Source organism: Hyphomicrobium sp. DMF-1, from assembly GCF_027886585.1.
GTDB classification, from domain to species: domain Bacteria; phylum Pseudomonadota; class Alphaproteobacteria; order Rhizobiales; family Hyphomicrobiaceae; genus Hyphomicrobium_C; species Hyphomicrobium_C zavarzinii.
Map to the genome: position 1 here is coordinate 4,110,855 of NZ_CP115706.1, position 15,725 is coordinate 4,126,579.

Consider the following 15,725-nt stretch of genomic DNA (forward strand, 5'->3'; position numbering starts at 1 on the left):
GATGGAGGAAGTCAGATGGTGCAGCCAGTCACGGTCAGCCTCGATATCGCTAAGAACGTTTTTCATGCCCATGGCCTCGATTCTCAGGGGCAGAAGGTCCTCAGCCGTAAGCTTCGCCGCGGTCAGGTCGAGGCACGATCGCGAAACTGGGCCATCGGGTCCGGCTCATGCCGCCGGCATACGTGAAGCCCTACGTGAAGGCACAGAAGAACGACGCGGCAGATGCCGAAGCGATCTGCGAGGCGGTTAGCTTTCGGTGTGCGCCGGAGCATGTCCGCGACCTCTACCACTGAGAGGTACACCTGCTCCTCCCCATTAGACATCAGCAGCCGCTAAGGGGACTTGTTGCCATGCCCACGTACCCACTCGATCACTTCATCGTACAAGTAAAGAACCTTCGACTTCCCGTTGTCGCCGAGCCTGTAGTATTTTGGACCGCGGGATTCCAACCTCATTTTCTCCAGCGTCCGCGGCGACATTTTCAGCATCTGCGCCACCTCCACAGAGGTCATGAACAGCGCATTATCTCTCTTGCCTCCGCCACCCGCCCCTTCCGCCGAACGAACTGCCCCTTCCAAAAACCAAAACACGCTTGCTACAATACCGCTCAGAAACACTTCATCCCCCGGATCGACATGAACGCATCCCCAGAACTCGCCACCGCAGAAGGTAAGCTTGCCACGGCGCTCAGATCATTCAATACCGCCCACCGCGCGCTGGACACAACCCTTTCGCGCTTGGGCGCGAGGGAAGGGGCCACCGACCGCCTCATCCACCACGCCGACGAGTATGGCGTCGACCATACCCTTATGGTGCTCGGTAAAACCCCTCAGGTATTCGAATTCAAGGATGGGGTACCTGCCAAAGAAATGCCCGCGCTGCGTTTGCAGCTGGAAGCGGCATATGAAGCCATGCACGCCGTTGACCTCGCCAACGCCAAGGTCGAAAACCTCATCAGCGCTAACAATCCCTCGCACAAGAAAGCTATCCTCATCGCCGGCAAGGCCCACACCTTCGATGCCAAAAAGGATGAGTTAAGCGACCGGGACAGCGGCGCAACCATCAAGGCCGATGCACACCGCGTTCATACCGAGGAAGACAGCGGCCCCGCGCGCAAGCGGGAACAAGACCGCGACCGCTAGAGCATTGCATCACGGCAACAGCAATCGTCCTTCGTTGCGTTGCCGTTCGAACCACGCTTCCCATCGCGATTAAAACCAGTACTAATATTCACCATCACTGTTCAGGAGGGCGTACCACCACCAAGACACGCGTTTCATCACAACAAAAACGATCCGTGTCCCTTTGGTGGAGTATTCCATGCGTTCCTCCGTTTCGCGCGCCATTGGTTGCGCTCTCTTTTCCCTTCTTCCGCTTATTCCCGCGCATGCCGTTGATCAGGACATCTCGTTGTCCGCCACGGTAGCCTCCTCTTGTACGCTGTCGGGCAGCGCGGCACCCAGCGCGCTCTCAGCCACCATCCCGGTCACCAACGGGCAGGTCAGCACCACCCCCATCACCATCGACATTCCCATCGCCTGCAACGCAGGCGCTTCCCTCATCATCGGAACGCTCAATGGCGGATTGCGCCGACCGGGGGGATCGTGGCCGCAAACCACGAACCGCATCGACTACGTCGCGCACGTGGCCGGCGCCAGCTACATGCCGTTTTCCATAGACACCGAACCGACACAAGGCCAGGCGTTCTTCGAGAACCCTTTCGCACCCTCAGGCCCGCCTAACGGCAACCTCACCATAACCATCACGCCCAAGCAGCCCGCGTTACCCCTTTATCAGGGCAATTATAGCGACACGCTGCGCGTCACGGTAACCCCGTCCCAATAACCAACCGCCGCCGTCCAAAGGGCGGCGGCCTTCCACATTCCGGAAAACACCATGATCCGCCTCCTCGCCGTCCTCCTGGGCGTGCTTGCGGCAATGCCCGCGCATGCGCTCACCGTCACACCCATAACCGTGGAAATGAACTCCGCAGGGGCGCGCACCCGCGCCGTCATCACCATCACCAATTCGTCAAACGAAGTCACAGCCGTCGAACCCAGCTTCAACAGGGTGACGCTCAACGAGCATGGAAGCGCCACGCGCGAGGAGGGGGGAAGCGACAACTTCCTGATCCTTCCCCTGCAAGCCATGCTGCAGCCCGGTGCAACACAGACATTCCGCCTGCAATGGGTCGGGGCACCCGACATCCCCCAGAGCGAAAGCTACTTCGTCACCTTCAACCAACTTCCCATCGAAGGCCTGATGAAGAAAACGGGCCTCACCATCCTCACCGCCTTCAGCGTTGCGGTGAACGTCGCCCCCTTGTCGGCGCGCCCCGTTGTGCAACTCGTCTCCACAAGTATCGACGCAAGCGGAAAGCCCGCCATCACCGTGCAAAACCCAACAGCCTCGCATGCGCTGATGAAGGACGCCGCGATAACGGTCCACGCCGATGGCACCGATTACCCGCTATCCCTTGCAGACTTCCAACAGGCCTACGGCAACGGCCTCGTTCAGCCATGGCGCACAAGGCGGTTCGTCCTTCCGGTGGAGCTTCCACGCGGCGTGACATCGGTCACCGCCACCCTCAATTTCAAAGCACCGGTGCAATAGCATATGAGGCGCGCGGGGGGCATCACCGTCGGCTTGGCTGCGGCCGCTGTTTCAGCGATGCCTGCGCACGCCGTCGAGCACCCGGAAACCCAGCTCAATGGAACCGGCCGCGCCATCGTCATGCCGGTTCCGCTCCGCTACCATTCCGAAGTACTTGGTGAGGTGACCGTTGTCATCGACGAGCATAATCAAGTGCTGGTCGCCGCCACCGACCTCGCGCCCATTCTCAAAGACCACGTTCCGGACTCCAGTCTGCTCTCCCTCAGCAGCTTGGAGGTAGGGCCCATCCCCCTCACCCTCTACGCCGAAATGCACGGGTTGGAGATCGGGTTCAACGAACAAGCCGTGGAGCTCACGCTTTCGCTACCCTTAGACCAATCCAAGCCCCGCGCCCTGTCGTTCGGATCCGCCGCGACGATGCCAACGCTGATGGAGCCCGCCACTTTCAGCGCCTTCCTCAACTACGATCTGGCGCTCACGCATGATTGGACCTATGCCCCGGCTTCCGGCTTTTCACTCGACCTTGAAGGGGCCACAAGGTTTGGAAGCGTGGTGCTTGAATCGGAAGCCACACTGGGAGGCTCCCTGAACGGGTTTTTATGCCCCATTGAAGCCCGATGTCAGGCGCAGAGCGAAAACCAATTCACAAGGCGCGGGACGCGCGCCGTATACGATATAGAACAGTGGGATACCCGATCGGTCTTCGGCGACACCACCTACATGGGACTCCCCGGGCAACGTCCCATGGATCTGTTAGGTGTCTCGCTCGAGCATAACCCTGATCTGTTCGGGAAGAAGCGAAGCCAAAGCACCCGCAGCTTCAACGAGCTTCTGGTCGTTAAAAGCAACGCCACCCTTGAACTGGTCGTCAACGGCATACCGATGCAACGCCTGCCGCTCAAACCGGGCAGCTACAGTCTCCAAGACCTGCCCGTCACGCTGGGCTTCAACAATATTGAAGCCATCATCATCTACGACACGGGCGAGCGCGACATCATCCGTTTCGATGCCCTCTCCAACCACCAGCTGCTCGACGAAGGCGACTTCACATGGAGCCTGTCGGGGGGCTTGCCCTCAACATGGATCGACGGCCAGCGCGAATATTTGAATCACTTCCAAGGCGGGCTTTTTGTTCGTCACGGCTTCTCGGACACGTTCACCGGATATTTCGCCTTTCAAACCGACAGCACCGTCCACAATGCCTCCCTCGGGTTCCACCACTTAACCTCCATGGGGACATGGCACCTTGGCGCAACGCTGAGCCAAGGGCCCGAAATGGGATATGCCGCCTCAGTTTCCTTTGAAACACTTCCCGATCTTGATGCTCCAAACAGCTCGTTCCGGGTGGCTGCCGATTATTATTCCGACCAGTACCGCCAGCCCGGTGACGCCCAGCTGCTCATGAACGATATCCTCTATCCCGCCTTTGATTCCTGGTTGAGGCTCTCCGCCATCCAAACCAAGCCTCTGATAGGAGGTGCCTACGCCACCGCCACCGCCCGGTATGATTTCGCAGCCGATGTCGCCAACATCCCCGGAGCCGTCTCAGCGGGTACCGATCGATGGAGCCTGGATTTGGGAATAAGCCGCCAATTCTTCGACACCACCACGCTTACCGTCACCGCCGGTTACGGAAACGACAGATTGCTTTCTTTCTCGCGCCTTGATGACGAACCCGAGTTCCGCCTTGGGTTGAGCTTGTATGTGCGCCTCGGCGACACGTCCGTCGGCGCCCGCCATTCCTTCGGCAACGACGTGTCTTCCATCACCGCCTCCCACCTATCGCATTCCCCTTCCGATGTCTGGCAAGTTTCCGCCACCGCCGACAACGCCCCCGAGCGCGGGGTCTTCACCTCCGCCGCCGCACAGCATCTCGGCCAGCGCGGTGAAACACGCCTTTCCCACACCCTGCAGCAGCCGCAAGACGGTGACGAACATCACCTCACCCAGCTCAACCATGCAGGAGCCGTCGCCTTCGCCGATGGCAAGCTTGCGCTTGGTGCTCCGGTCAGAAACGGCTTCGCCATCGTCTACCCGCACGACAACATTCCAGACGCCGATGTCATCGTCGGGAATGGGCAAGTGCCCCGCGCAACAGGAACGTCGTGGTTTCCGGCCGTGGTCGCGGATCTCCCCCCCTACACCAACGTCCAATACCCGCTTGATGCCCAGAACATTCCTGATGGCTACGCCCTCGGTGCATCCCATCTATCCGTAAGAGCTCCCTACCGCGCGGGCTATGCGGTGGCGCTCGGTTCCGACATGCCGCTCACAGCTTTCGGCATCTTGCTGGACGCCTCCGGCCAACCCATCGCCCTGCAATCCGGGACACTTACCTCTCCAGCCTACAACGGACATTCGCTCACCGTGTTCACCAACTCCGCAGGGAAGTTCGCCGTCGAAGGATTGGCCAAGGGTCACTGGACCATCATCATCGCCAACAACACCTACGCCCTTACCATACCCGCAGACGCCTCCGGCTTGTTCAATGCCGAGGTTCTCATTCCGACTGACGCCACACCACAGACAGAATCAATCGAATGGCCCGCCACGCTCGTCACGGAAGCACAATGATGCGAAGGGCTATCCAAACGCTTGTCGGGTGCGGACTTGCACTTTTCAGCCATCAAGCCGTGGCCTGCGACGGGAGACCCTTCGGTCAGCCCACCCTCACGCTCAACGCCCCCAGCCTCGCACTGTCCTATTCGGGCACCCTTGCACACGATTACATCCCCGCGCGCGTGACGTTCCCGACCGGCTTCAACGGCATCTGCACGCTGGTCATCGAGGTATCGACGGCGCAGTGGCCGATGGTGTCAACGCTTGAAAACGTTCAGGCCCCACAGCACGCCTTGACCTTTTATCTGCCTCCGCTCTTTGAGTGGAACGGCGGAAGCTACAATCAATGGGTCTACGGCGGATCAGGGCAGGTTGTTGACGTCACCATCCCGTTCACAATCCCCGCCAACCAGAGCAACAAGCCGGCTGGCCTTTACCGCCGCGATATGAACGTCAAGCTCAAGAATGTCATCAGGGGCGGGTATTACTACGACGGCTACCTCACACTGACCGCAACCGTTGCCTCTTCCTGTACCCTTCCGCCTCCCACCCTCTCCGCGCTGGATTTCACGCCCGCCATCGTCAACGGAACAATACCTGCCGCTTACCTGCGCTCCTTCAGTCTTCCAAACGCCGGCTGCAACGGACCGGCACGCCTCACACTATCGGCACAACCCCTGACCAGACCCGGTGGAGGAACCCCCATCCACTTTTCTGCAAGCGCCGTCCTCGGCAGCACGGCCGTTTCTCTTGATACGCGAGTAGCTGCTTCGTCCTTCGCCACCGCCATCAGCGCCCCTGTGTCTTCATCCGTGCCCGTAACCGTCACCGTTGCGCCCACCATCACGCCACTTCAAGCAGGGGCCTACTCATCAAACCTGCGCGTAAGCCTCGAACCGGCACAATAATACCTTTCCGCATAGGGAAGGGGCCGCAACGAAGGGGGTGGCGTGGAAGGCGGGAGAGAAAGGCTCTTGCGCCGCTCCCGCACAATCCCAACGAAGTCACGTTCCATGAATCTCACCACGCCACGCAATCCCGACGACATCAATGTTTTGCGCGTCCGCCAGCTTGAAGCCACCAAACGCCGCGTGCTGGCAGAGCTCCGCGCCCTTGGATTATCGAAGGCCACCGTCCAGTACCGCGCGGACGTGGCGGATCCCGGCGAGGTGCAGGTGAAAGGCTCCAACGGCACCGCCACCGTTCTGGAACATCCCATCGAAGCCGCCTTCTACGACATCGCCACATTGGTGGAACGCTTCGCCCTCGACGTGGTCGCCCACCACCACGGCGGTTTTGAAAGCGACGGCGGCGGATACGGCTACGTCATCCTCCACGCCGACAAGGGGCTTGTCCGCATCGAGCACACCAGCATCGAAACCAACGAAGTTTCCAAAGAAACCGAACTCTGAGCGCTTGTTCCCAAAAGCGAGGGGGTGGTTCCCACCCCGTTGGGCCGTGCCGGCCGGGAGAGAGAGGCTTTCCCAAAAAGAGCGCGGCTTCACAAATGAAAGCAAATATTATGATCACCGCGCCCCAGCACATCCTCCACAACACGCCCGTCCTGCTCGGACGCATGAACCATATGCCTCCCCCCACCGATGACAATGCGCAGCACACGCACGACCTCCTCGAGGAATCCGTCATCACCTTGTTGCGCCAGCATTGCCCCACCTACCTCAAGATGGACGGCGTCCCCATCCGCCTGGCACTGGCCCGAGCCTTCGTTCGCTTCATCCTGGAACGAACCCGCGGCAACCAAGCACGCGCCGCCGAGCTAGCAGGTTTCAACCGCAACACCTTGCGCCGCCTCATCCGCTGCTTTCGCATCGACTGGGCATTTTACGCCGCGAAGTGAAAGCACACTCCATGAGCAAGACCGTCATGCCGCCACAGCGGCCGTACGCGCGCGCGCGCAGCCGCCGCATCTTCAACCAGCTGTTCTCCCCACGCGAGAACGGCCGCCTCCACGAAGTGGACGAGCTGCCGACCGAGCCCGATGAGCACCATTGGTGGACGGCCGTGGATCTCGCCCCGGACACCAATAGCCTCTACCTGCTTCCGGGGTTCCAACTCGTGAACAGGTTGGGGTTCGTGGAAACCACACACGCCTGGGGAGGGGACGCCGACCAGCATCCCCTTTACCTCTACTGAAACCAAGCAAAGCAAACGCCATGAATTACACACTTCACGCCCGCAGCAACTATTTCCGGGTTCGTGATCCCAAACGCTTCAAACGCTGGTGCCGATACTTCGGTCAGGAATACTGGACGGGCAAGGAAATCCCCGGCAGCGAAGACGAGGCTTACGCCATCGCCGCCGACAACAGTGACGGATGGCCAAGCACGCACCCGGAGACCGGAGACGAGTTCGACTTCGATGCTGAGCTCGCCAAACACCTGGACCCGCGCGACATCGCCTTGCTCTACCAGATAGGCCATGAAGGCCTGCGCTTCATCTCCGGCCATTCCTCAGCCATCCATGCCGATGGCCGCGCCGTGCATGTGGGACTGCACACCATTCACGATCTCGCGCGCGAAACATTCGGCAACGAGGTGGTCCTCACCCAAGCCTGCTACTGACCACTTATGAAACCGTACTCCGATGGCCTATAAGCCTTCCAAGGCCCAGCGCCTTGTCCTGACCCTCACCCTCAATCTTGAAACCGAAACCGGCGGCCGCCCATCAACCGGCCAGTTGAGCCGCACAAGCGAGTGTTTGGTGGAAGCCGTGCGCCTGCGCCTGTTCGGTGACGGCTTCCTGCCGCCGGATGTGTGCGTTGACACCTCCGGCATCACTGTCGATTAACAACGAAAGCACCACCCATGCCCCGCACGAAACCCCCGTTCCGAACGCAACGGAACGGGAGCCAATGCCTCCACGTCCACGTGGACGACATCTCCACCGTCATCATCAAGCGCGAAGACGAAGGGGTGGTCATCGACGTCTACCCCTTCAAGGAGTTGAACGCCAACCCCGTCACCTCCACCTGGGCCCATAACCACGACCTCAGTCCTGACGACCAACAGCCACCGTCCCCGCCGCTCACCCCTTGGCAACGCACGGCGCTGACCTCTTACGACTTTGGTGAGTTCGCCTATCTCGCCAATGCCAAGGACGCCCGCAGCTTGCACGACGACCTCAGCCATTGCGGCGACAGCCTGCTGCGCTTCATCTTCTCGGAACTGTCCGCCCGCGAAGACTGCACAAGCTATCAGGATGCCCTGCGCCGCATGACCGTTGCGCGCAACCAGCTTAACGACCTTATTGACGACTTGCAGACCATGGCCACGGAGCCTGCCCGCAAGGGTGAAAGCCCGCGCTTCCGCCTCGCGTGGTTCATTGACAGCGACGCCACATCACCAATGGCAGCGGCACAGGAGGCCCTTGCCATTCAGCGCAGACGCAGTTCCAGCGCCACCCTCTTCAAGGTGAGGGAAACCGCAACAGGTAAGGTCACCTCCATCGACCTTGCCAAGCAACTGCACCAATGAAAGCCGACACCATGCCCGCCACGCCACCCAACTGCCTGCGCATTACCTTGCATATCCGCAGCCTGGGCCAAATCCCCGAGCACCAAGAAACAAAGAGTGCCGCCGACAAGATCGCCACCTACTTCAATGACGGGATCTGCGATGAGCCACTCGCACACCAATTGAAGCACTTCGGAAAAAGCGCGGCCACAAAGATGGTCCAAGCGGAACTCACCAGCTGGCTTGAGGATCTGGGCGCCGAACCAACCGATATCGCTGTCACCGAACTGTCCTAAGAGCAACCCAACGAAAGACGCCGCCATCAACCGTCCGCACCACGACGCCCTCAGTTCCGCGCGTGCTTATTCTCAGAAGATGAATTCTAACGCCTACATCACGAGCACCCCGTTCGCTTCGCACTCATTAACCGCATACAATTCCCACAATCGGTGAAGAGAGGAAGAGGGGGTCCAGAAGCCACATAGCAGGTGGACGAAAGGAGACAGAGCCCACCGCGAACGACCACCACAACGAAAGACACCACCATGCCCTTACCCCATACCAAACCAACCTTCCGCGCCCGCTTGCGCGAAGCCTTACGCGAACTGGCCTACGACCTATTGACCCTTCACCACAAATTATTTGATCCGTTCGACCCCAAGTCCATGCCGGATTACGCCAAAGAATTCGCCCCTGACGACGCGAAGCCCACCGGCCAGCACTCCCAAACACCGCGCAACTAATGCCAAACGACAATAGAGCACACACCCCGCCCTTCGGTCGGGCTGGCGTGTGACCGCATGATAAGAAACCAACCATGGGCAAGCCCCCTAAAGGCAACGTCCCCATCGTCATCTTTGGATGCAATGCCAGCGATGACGCAGTCACCAGTGACCTCCCCTGTGAAATCGACGACAGCCACGAAGCGACAATCTCCACGGAAACCTATGAAGCAATTTTCGCCGCAAAGCAGGCCTTTCAAAACAACCCCCACTGGGACAGCACCGCCATCACCTCCGACATGAAATGCAAGCCCTTGGACGATATGCTGAGTGCCGCCGATATGTGGCGCACCGGTGTTGAGACCTTTCATGTCTATCGGTTCGGCGGCCTATACCTACGGCTTCTGCACAAGGATAACCGGCAGGCCGAGATTGAATTTGAGGTGGTGCGACCTGATGGTGCAGCTCTCATACCCCCCCTGCGAACGGCCCGTTGACGCTCTATTTCCTGAGCGATGAATCAGACCGCCCGGAAAACCGCGACCTGTTTGTGTGGGCCAAGACACCCGCTGACGCCGTCACCTATTGGCGTGGCTATTATCAAATCGGACCGGGAAGAAGCGACCGCCAACGGGACAACATCTGGTCGGTGCCTCAACAAACGCATGCCCCCGGTGCCATCAAATGGAACAGCCCGGAAGGACTGATGAGCGTTGATGCCTGACGCTGCTCATTTGCACGCCACTTCGTATGCACGGAAGACACACACGGCATACAAGAGCACCCCACATATCAGAGGTGCTGCCTAAGTTGGCACCATGGTCCCTTGGCACCTTGCCTGCTTGGTGCCTTTGATGCTGGCACCATGATACTGCGAGAGATGTCAATGCCGGATGGTGAGGTGCGCCTCTACTGCACGCGCATCAGCACCATCATCAGCTACTTCGCCGACGACGGCGAAGGCGGCTCCGTGCTCTGGCTCGAGCCCGGAGACATGGCCATCGTGCAAGACGGCACCATGGATGAAGTGCGCGCGTGGATTCTGAGTGACGTAGCCCAGCGCTTGAATTGCCCTCCCGCTGCAGTCGAAACCCTCCCCATCGAAACGCTCTGCTCGCGCCTCAAGTGGACACCAGAAACCCCGCGCCATCCTTGGCAAGTGCAGCAGCGCAACAAATCGCCCGCACGGCGCATATCCCGCTAAGCTACGCCTTACTACTCCACTCCTACAGTAAAACACGCCATAACGCCCTCCTACTTCGTCTAGAGGTCAGTATAGTTTCGATCACCGTCTAAAAAATCGTCGGGGGTCCGGGGGCAGACAGCCCCCGGGGGCTGCTGTTTGTTTAGCCATTTCCTGAGCCCGTCTGCGCACACTCTGTATGCATCCTAACTATACCACATTTTTGCATCATGGTAGGTAAGAGATGTTGGGAGCAAGCAATGCGTTGGGGGCCCTGGGTGGGCCCCAACGCGGGTCATTCGGCCTTCGGCCTCAAGACCCAAATTGCTTGTCCCTTAAACGCCGGGAGGGCTCTCGAACGCATGGCATCGGACGCCGACGCAGCATCCACGGGCGCGCACTCCGCGCGCGCCCGGCGTAACCGGCGCCCCAAGATCACACTCGATGAGTCTGAAACAGCAAGGCTCCGCCTCGCTGCAAAAGCCCGTGGGTTGAAGCCTGCCGCGTTCATGCGCGGGGCGGTTCTCGCCGCCATCAGGGCTACGGAAGAGGGGCCACAGGTCGACCCCACCGATGCACTCGCGCCGGCAGTTCACGCTTCGGCTCCGCCATCCATGTCATCCCTTGTGGCAACGGCGAAGGACCCATCGGCCACCGTGCGCAAGAAGGTCTTTCTCACGCCTGACGAGAACAAACTTCTCGCCAAGGAAGCCAAACTCGCCATGCTCTTGCAGCAGGACTACATGCGCCTCGCGGTGGTGGCCGCCCTGACGCAGATGCCGCCGCCCAAGCGCAAGGTCCTCATGAGCCGCAACGACCTCGCGCACGAGATCGCCATGGTCGCGTTCCAGATCAAAAAGGCTGGCACCAACCTCAACCAGCTTGCGAAGCAGGCCAACAACGGCCTCGTTCCCATCACACGCTCCGAAGTCCTGTACTTCATGAACACGCACCAGCGCGTGCTGACCCTGACCACGGCCGCGCTTGAGAAGGTGCTGGCATGATCGGCAAGATTCCGAAAACAGGAAAGGGATTCCGGGGCACATTCAACTACCTCGTGCGCGGCAAGCGAGACGCGGAAACCCCCGAACGCCTGGGCTGGATGGAAACACGCAACCTGTTCGTCGAGGACTATGAGAAAATACCGGCCATGATGCGCGCCACGGCCGCGCAATCCAAAAAATGCCAGAAGCCCGTCTACCACTTCCTGATTTCGTGGCGGGAAGATGAGGCGCCCGCAGACCCCACCATGCGCATGGTGGCCGACCGCGCCTTATCCGACCTCGGACTGCAGGATCACCAGACCGTATTGGCCGCCCACCGCGATACCGCCCACCGCCACCTGCACATCATGGTCAACCGGGTTCATCCGGAAACAGGGAAGGCGTGGCATACGGGAAAGGACTGGGAACGTCTGGAGCGCTCCATCGCGCGCCAAGCCATGGAGCTCGGCTTCCTCAAGGTCGAGGGCCGTCACAACACGCCGGAAAAAATGGCCCGCGAAGCCAAACGCGCGCGCGACGCCGAGTACCAGATGGCCACCCGCAAGGACGGCAGGGTGCCGCTCGATCGCTGGGGCCTTGAGGAAGTCAGATCCCGCCGCGCCCAGCTTGGCCCCATGTTCGAGCAGGCGCGGTCGTGGGATCACCTCGAGCGGCTTCTTTCCGCCGAAGGCCTCTCCATTTCCGCCAAGGGGCAGGGCCTCGTCATCGATGACGGCATAGGCTTCATGAAACTGTCCGACCTCAGAAAGGAGCTGCGGCTCAATGGGCTTGAATCCCTCTTCAGCCAACGCTTCGCAGACTTTGACCGCCGACGTGCCTTGGAACGACAGCTTACGCGAGATCAAGCCCCTGCGCCCACGGAGGAACGTCCTCACATAAGGCGCGCCCGCAAGAAGCCGGACAAAACATCGGAAAGCGAAGAGGGCGGCGCCACCGCACAGCATCCGCGCCGCGACAAGCCTGAAGACATCACGCGCGAAGACCGCGAACGAGACGAGGAGGAAAGGGATACGCAACGCAGAGAATGGCGCGCACAGCGGCTTGCCGCTGGGCCACAACGCACTTTGCCCTCCACCGGCAGCGCGGACGAAGACTCGCCACCGCATCGCGAACTGCCACCCGCGACCCAAACACCAGCCGAGCCTTCGCCTCGCCAAGACGCCTTTGCCGGACTAGCAGGCGCGCACCAAAAACTGGATCTATCGCGCAAGCTCCACGACATGGGCCTCATCAGCAAACAAGACCTGAACCGCGCGCAAAACGAAGTTGATGCGGCGCGCCAAGAGGTCGCCAAGCACCAGACCTTAAGCGAGTTTGTCAGTGATGGTGTCCGAGACGCTCTTGCCGGCGTCGGTAAACCAACGCAGCAGTCTGCGCCGTCAAATCCACCACCGGAGAACTCCAAGCCGCCGAAGCACGTGCCTAAGCGCAAAAGGAACGATGAGCGCGAACGCTAGCAGGTCTTACCAACCGTCGCATTTGCCCCGAAGCGGATCGGACCGAGGGATCTCATCTGACAATCTGACGCCCGCCGTCAACGCCTCCAATCGGCGTGCCAAGCGTAAAATGGGAGGCCGCATTGTCGGGATGGCGCGTTCGGGGCATTGACGGCTGCTGGCGAGATCGGGTTTTGAGGTGAGCCTCTACTTGAGTATCTGCAGCAGGTTTTGAGTGCCGCTATTCGAAATTTCAAGCGTTTGAATCGCTAGCTGCTCCTGCGTTTGCAGGGCCTTCATTTTGGCAGCCTCCTCGCTCAGGTCTGCGTCGACGAGCTGGCCGATGCCGCGGGTGTTGGAGTCGATGAGATTTTTTACGAAGGCGTTGTTGCCCTCAATCCGTGACTTCGTGGCGCCGACGACTGACGCGGACAGAGTGAGCTCGGAGAGCGCGTCATCGACCGCCTTGATGTAGCGGTTCAAAATCTCCTTATCGAGATCCGTGTCCGTCAGGCGCGAAATGTCGATATTCGATACCGCGACTTCAGACGCGGCGGGCCTTTCCGAACTCGCGATCTCGCGGGTGCGTGTGAAAGTCGGGGCACTTACACTCGTGATCATTGCGGCCTCCATACGTAGGGGCCAGTCTAGCGCGCGCTTGCTGACATTTAATTTTCACGATGTAGATGAATTGATTCAAATTGAGCCTTTCCAGGCACCCTGCACACGCTATGTAGCCTCCGCGGATTTTAGGCGTACGCGGGTTCGTCCCAAAAGCTGAATTCGCCACCCACGGGTCATCTGACGCGAAACGTCACGGTCATCAAGTCCGCCCTCGAGGGGGAAAGCGGACGCCCATCCGCCCGCCAGGACTGACGTCAATGACCAGAAGCGGACAGTCGCGATGTTGTCATCAGGCGCTCACGGCTCGCGCCAATCCGGCCTCGTCAATTATTCACGAACAAGACCTCAAGCGTCGCCGTGTCGTGCCGCGAATCCCTGCCTTTGGGCGCCCCGAGCTTGAAGACGAGGGCTGCGCGGATTGTGTGGAAGTCTAGATCAATTCTGTGACGGTTGAGGTTCTGGAAACAAAGAGACTGCCACCACGAACAGTTCGTGTCCAGCCGGCTTGCGGAGTTGTCACCCTGATAGTTGGAGAAAAGGTATTCGGCGCGCAGAGCGAGATTGTCTCCGAGACTTAACTCGCTACCCCCGATGAAATTGCCGTGGAGCTCGTCCGGCACGATGAGGTCAACGTACTTACCGGCAAGATACTTTCGCTTTGAGTCCCGACGCTCAAGTCAGTCGCCCCGTGCAAATCTGCCTCTGTGTAGCCACCCAGCGCGTAGAAAATCATTCGCTTCGTACCGAGGTAGCCCAACCGGCCGCCGACGCTCGATACCTTGTCGAACTCTACGCTCGACGTGGCGTCGAAGGGCTTCGTGAAACTTGAAGGATTTGTAATGCAGTTCCCGGAGTTACACAGCCTCGCAAGAGATTCGATCGACCCTATGATGGGCAAGCCACACCGGCACGGCGTCCCAAGGGTTCATGGCATCCGCACCGCCACGCCGTCTGTAAGGCTGGCCGGCGGGTAGACTACGACTTGATCTCCCGCCTTAAGGCCGTTCTCAATTGCCACACTGCGTCCTGACCGCTGCGCGATCTCGACTTGCCTCAATCGCGCGCGACCGCTCTCTATAATGAAGACATACCATTCCTCTCCACGGCGGAAGAGAGCCCCGACTGGGACGACGGTGGCCTGGTCGATCATGTCGACGATGATCCGGGCATCGACCCGGTATCCGTCGCCGAGGTTCGTCCACTGCGCGCGCGGAGATGCGATGTCGATAACGACCCAGACGCGCTGCTCCTCGACACCCAGGGCTGAGATCTTGGTGAAGCCAGAGGGCTCCACACGGCGCACGCGGCCCTCCAGAGGCGCTTCTCCACCCCAGCGATCGAGGATGACCTTGTTACCGACCGCGATGCGCGCCGCGTCCGTGGTCAGCACGTCAACGATGACCTCGAGGTCGGTGGTATCGCCGAGTTCCAGCAACGGCGCCCCAAGCGACACCACCGCCTCGCTTTCCTGAATCACCCTGAGGACACGTCCGTCGATCGGGGATGTCACGGGAAACGCTTCATCCGTGCCAGGTTCTCCGCTTCGCTTGAGCGCGGCGCGGGCCTGTTCGAGCAAATGCTCGGCGGCGTGGCGGCGGCGTTCCGCTGCGGATACCTCCCGCTCTGCTGCCAGCACTGCGAACGTGTCGCGATCGAGCTGCGCGATGCTCGTGACACCCGCTGTCCTGAGTCGGGTGGTCCGATCCAGCTCGGTCCGCGCCCGAGAGAGGAGAACCTCATTTTGCTTCTTGAGCTCGGTGAACTCTTCCACGGCCGCCTCCGCCGTACCGACTTTCTCCTCGAGTTCCTGACGCAGGCGGGGCTCGAGCAGCGGCGAGATATGGGGAAGAACCGTCGTCAGAGTACTTCCGGCTCGGACCGGATCTCCTGCCTTCATTGGAAACCTGGGCACACGCCCCCCCAGGGGTGCCGAAACGATGAAACGATCGCGGACGCGCGTACGGCCATCTTCCTCGACAATGGCGGTGAACGGCTCTCTCATGACCGTGGCCGTTTCCACGAGGATGGCGCCCGATCCGAGGATTCGATAGATCCCGAAGACTGCCAGAGCCAGGAGACCGACGAGGATGGCGGTCCATTTCTTCTGCATT

Annotated in this window: 20 protein-coding genes and 1 pseudogene; 19 read left to right on the forward strand and 2 right to left on the reverse strand. The window is 60.2% G+C overall.

Features of this window, described 5'->3' with window-relative positions:
• Nucleotides 1-15 precede the first annotated feature (15 nt).
• The 19 genes and pseudogenes from PE058_RS18770 to PE058_RS18860 form a co-directional block, all read left to right on the forward strand.
• A pseudogene (locus PE058_RS18770) lies at nt 16-251 on the forward strand (IS110 family transposase); the annotation flags it as partial.
• 99 nt (nt 252-350) lie between these two features.
• Nucleotides 351-1,142 carry a hypothetical protein gene (locus tag PE058_RS18775; protein ID WP_271029071.1) on the forward strand — a complete coding sequence of 264 codons (792 nt, stop codon included), beginning with the start codon at nt 351-353 and terminating at the stop codon, nt 1,140-1,142.
• 178 nt (nt 1,143-1,320) lie between these two features.
• Nucleotides 1,321-1,845, forward strand: coding sequence for a hypothetical protein (locus PE058_RS18780; protein WP_271029072.1), 525 nt, complete (start codon nt 1,321-1,323; stop codon nt 1,843-1,845).
• Between the two features lie 51 nt (nt 1,846-1,896).
• A complete protein-coding gene (locus PE058_RS18785; RefSeq protein WP_271029073.1) occupies nt 1,897-2,613 on the forward strand; it encodes a molecular chaperone in 717 nt (238 codons plus the stop codon).
• 33 nt (nt 2,614-2,646) lie between these two features.
• Nucleotides 2,647-5,187 carry a hypothetical protein gene (locus PE058_RS18790; RefSeq protein WP_271029074.1) on the forward strand — a complete coding sequence of 847 codons (2,541 nt, stop codon included), beginning with the start codon at nt 2,647-2,649 and terminating at the stop codon, nt 5,185-5,187.
• Nucleotides 5,154-6,080 carry a hypothetical protein gene (locus PE058_RS18795; RefSeq protein WP_271029075.1) on the forward strand — a complete coding sequence of 309 codons (927 nt, stop codon included), beginning with the start codon at nt 5,154-5,156 and terminating at the stop codon, nt 6,078-6,080. The genes PE058_RS18790 and PE058_RS18795 overlap by 34 nt, the downstream gene beginning before the upstream one ends.
• A gap of 105 nt (nt 6,081-6,185) precedes the next feature.
• Nucleotides 6,186-6,584 (forward strand): hypothetical protein, encoded by a 399-nt coding sequence (locus tag PE058_RS18800; RefSeq protein WP_271029076.1) that lies wholly within the window; start codon nt 6,186-6,188, stop codon nt 6,582-6,584.
• Nucleotides 6,585-6,694: 110 nt separating this feature from the next.
• Nucleotides 6,695-7,030: a helix-turn-helix domain-containing protein gene (locus PE058_RS18805; RefSeq protein WP_271029077.1), complete on the forward strand. Its 336-nt coding sequence runs from the start codon at nt 6,695-6,697 to the stop codon at nt 7,028-7,030.
• 11 nt (nt 7,031-7,041) lie between these two features.
• Entirely contained in the window at nt 7,042-7,326 is a 285-nt protein-coding gene (locus tag PE058_RS18810; RefSeq protein ID WP_271029078.1) for a hypothetical protein, read from the forward strand.
• Nucleotides 7,327-7,346: 20 nt separating this feature from the next.
• A complete protein-coding gene (locus PE058_RS18815; protein ID WP_271029079.1) occupies nt 7,347-7,754 on the forward strand; it encodes a hypothetical protein in 408 nt (135 codons plus the stop codon).
• A gap of 22 nt (nt 7,755-7,776) precedes the next feature.
• Nucleotides 7,777-7,980: a hypothetical protein gene (locus PE058_RS18820; RefSeq protein WP_271029080.1), complete on the forward strand. Its 204-nt coding sequence runs from the start codon at nt 7,777-7,779 to the stop codon at nt 7,978-7,980.
• A gap of 80 nt (nt 7,981-8,060) precedes the next feature.
• Nucleotides 8,061-8,666, forward strand: coding sequence for a hypothetical protein (locus tag PE058_RS18825; protein ID WP_271029081.1), 606 nt, complete (start codon nt 8,061-8,063; stop codon nt 8,664-8,666).
• On the forward strand, nt 8,663-8,941 hold the full coding sequence (locus PE058_RS18830) for a hypothetical protein (RefSeq protein ID WP_271029082.1): 279 nt from the start codon (nt 8,663-8,665) through the stop codon (nt 8,939-8,941). Before PE058_RS18825 ends, PE058_RS18830 begins: the two co-directional genes overlap by 4 nt.
• A 249-nt stretch (nt 8,942-9,190) precedes the next feature.
• On the forward strand, nt 9,191-9,388 hold the full coding sequence (locus tag PE058_RS18835) for a hypothetical protein (protein ID WP_020087570.1): 198 nt from the start codon (nt 9,191-9,193) through the stop codon (nt 9,386-9,388).
• A gap of 74 nt (nt 9,389-9,462) precedes the next feature.
• Nucleotides 9,463-9,864 carry a hypothetical protein gene (locus tag PE058_RS18840; protein ID WP_271029083.1) on the forward strand — a complete coding sequence of 134 codons (402 nt, stop codon included), beginning with the start codon at nt 9,463-9,465 and terminating at the stop codon, nt 9,862-9,864.
• A complete protein-coding gene (locus PE058_RS18845) occupies nt 9,861-10,091 on the forward strand; it encodes a hypothetical protein (protein WP_271029084.1) in 231 nt (76 codons plus the stop codon). Before PE058_RS18840 ends, PE058_RS18845 begins: the two co-directional genes overlap by 4 nt.
• 162 nt (nt 10,092-10,253) lie before the next feature.
• Nucleotides 10,254-10,571, forward strand: coding sequence for a hypothetical protein (locus PE058_RS18850; protein ID WP_020087567.1), 318 nt, complete (start codon nt 10,254-10,256; stop codon nt 10,569-10,571).
• A 341-nt stretch (nt 10,572-10,912) separates the two neighbouring features.
• On the forward strand, nt 10,913-11,554 hold the full coding sequence (mobC, locus tag PE058_RS18855; RefSeq protein WP_271029085.1) for a plasmid mobilization relaxosome protein MobC: 642 nt from the start codon (nt 10,913-10,915) through the stop codon (nt 11,552-11,554).
• Nucleotides 11,551-13,011 carry a relaxase/mobilization nuclease domain-containing protein gene (locus tag PE058_RS18860; RefSeq protein WP_271029086.1) on the forward strand — a complete coding sequence of 487 codons (1,461 nt, stop codon included), beginning with the start codon at nt 11,551-11,553 and terminating at the stop codon, nt 13,009-13,011. Before mobC ends, PE058_RS18860 begins: the two co-directional genes overlap by 4 nt.
• Before the next feature lie 186 nt (nt 13,012-13,197).
• Here PE058_RS18860 and PE058_RS18865 read toward each other — a convergent pair whose 3' ends face one another.
• Both PE058_RS18865 and PE058_RS18870 read right to left on the reverse strand, forming a co-directional pair.
• On the reverse strand, nt 13,198-13,623 hold the full coding sequence (locus tag PE058_RS18865) for a flagellin (protein ID WP_271029087.1): 426 nt from the start codon (nt 13,621-13,623) through the stop codon (nt 13,198-13,200).
• A gap of 916 nt (nt 13,624-14,539) precedes the next feature.
• Nucleotides 14,540-15,724 (reverse strand): efflux RND transporter periplasmic adaptor subunit, encoded by a 1,185-nt coding sequence (locus PE058_RS18870; RefSeq protein WP_271029088.1) that lies wholly within the window; start codon nt 15,722-15,724, stop codon nt 14,540-14,542.
• Between the last annotated feature and the right edge of the window lies 1 nt (nt 15,725).

What these genes read in the sequence shown, in the direction of transcription:
- PE058_RS18775 (WP_271029071.1), top strand. Translation starts at nt 351, where the DNA reads ATGCCCACGTACCCACTCGATCACTTCATCGTACAAGTAAAGAACCTT.
- PE058_RS18780 (WP_271029072.1), top strand. Translation starts at nt 1,321, where the DNA reads ATGCGTTCCTCCGTTTCGCGCGCCATTGGTTGCGCTCTCTTTTCCCTT.
- PE058_RS18785 (WP_271029073.1), top strand. Translation starts at nt 1,897, where the DNA reads ATGATCCGCCTCCTCGCCGTCCTCCTGGGCGTGCTTGCGGCAATGCCC.
- PE058_RS18795 (WP_271029075.1), top strand. Translation starts at nt 5,154, where the DNA reads ATGGCCCGCCACGCTCGTCACGGAAGCACAATGATGCGAAGGGCTATC.
- PE058_RS18800 (WP_271029076.1), top strand. Translation starts at nt 6,186, where the DNA reads ATGAATCTCACCACGCCACGCAATCCCGACGACATCAATGTTTTGCGC.
- PE058_RS18805 (WP_271029077.1), top strand. Translation starts at nt 6,695, where the DNA reads ATGATCACCGCGCCCCAGCACATCCTCCACAACACGCCCGTCCTGCTC.
- PE058_RS18810 (WP_271029078.1), top strand. Translation starts at nt 7,042, where the DNA reads ATGAGCAAGACCGTCATGCCGCCACAGCGGCCGTACGCGCGCGCGCGC.
- PE058_RS18815 (WP_271029079.1), top strand. Translation starts at nt 7,347, where the DNA reads ATGAATTACACACTTCACGCCCGCAGCAACTATTTCCGGGTTCGTGAT.
- PE058_RS18820 (WP_271029080.1), top strand. Translation starts at nt 7,777, where the DNA reads ATGGCCTATAAGCCTTCCAAGGCCCAGCGCCTTGTCCTGACCCTCACC.
- PE058_RS18830 (WP_271029082.1), top strand. Translation starts at nt 8,663, where the DNA reads ATGAAAGCCGACACCATGCCCGCCACGCCACCCAACTGCCTGCGCATT.
- PE058_RS18835 (WP_020087570.1), top strand. Translation starts at nt 9,191, where the DNA reads ATGCCCTTACCCCATACCAAACCAACCTTCCGCGCCCGCTTGCGCGAA.
- PE058_RS18840 (WP_271029083.1), top strand. Translation starts at nt 9,463, where the DNA reads ATGGGCAAGCCCCCTAAAGGCAACGTCCCCATCGTCATCTTTGGATGC.
- PE058_RS18850 (WP_020087567.1), top strand. Translation starts at nt 10,254, where the DNA reads ATGCCGGATGGTGAGGTGCGCCTCTACTGCACGCGCATCAGCACCATC.
- mobC (WP_271029085.1), top strand. Translation starts at nt 10,913, where the DNA reads ATGGCATCGGACGCCGACGCAGCATCCACGGGCGCGCACTCCGCGCGC.
- PE058_RS18860 (WP_271029086.1), top strand. Translation starts at nt 11,551, where the DNA reads ATGATCGGCAAGATTCCGAAAACAGGAAAGGGATTCCGGGGCACATTC.
- PE058_RS18865 (WP_271029087.1), bottom strand. Translation starts at nt 13,623, where the DNA reads ATGGAGGCCGCAATGATCACGAGTGTAAGTGCCCCGACTTTCACACGC.
- PE058_RS18870 (WP_271029088.1), bottom strand. Translation starts at nt 15,724, where the DNA reads ATGCAGAAGAAATGGACCGCCATCCTCGTCGGTCTCCTGGCTCTGGCA.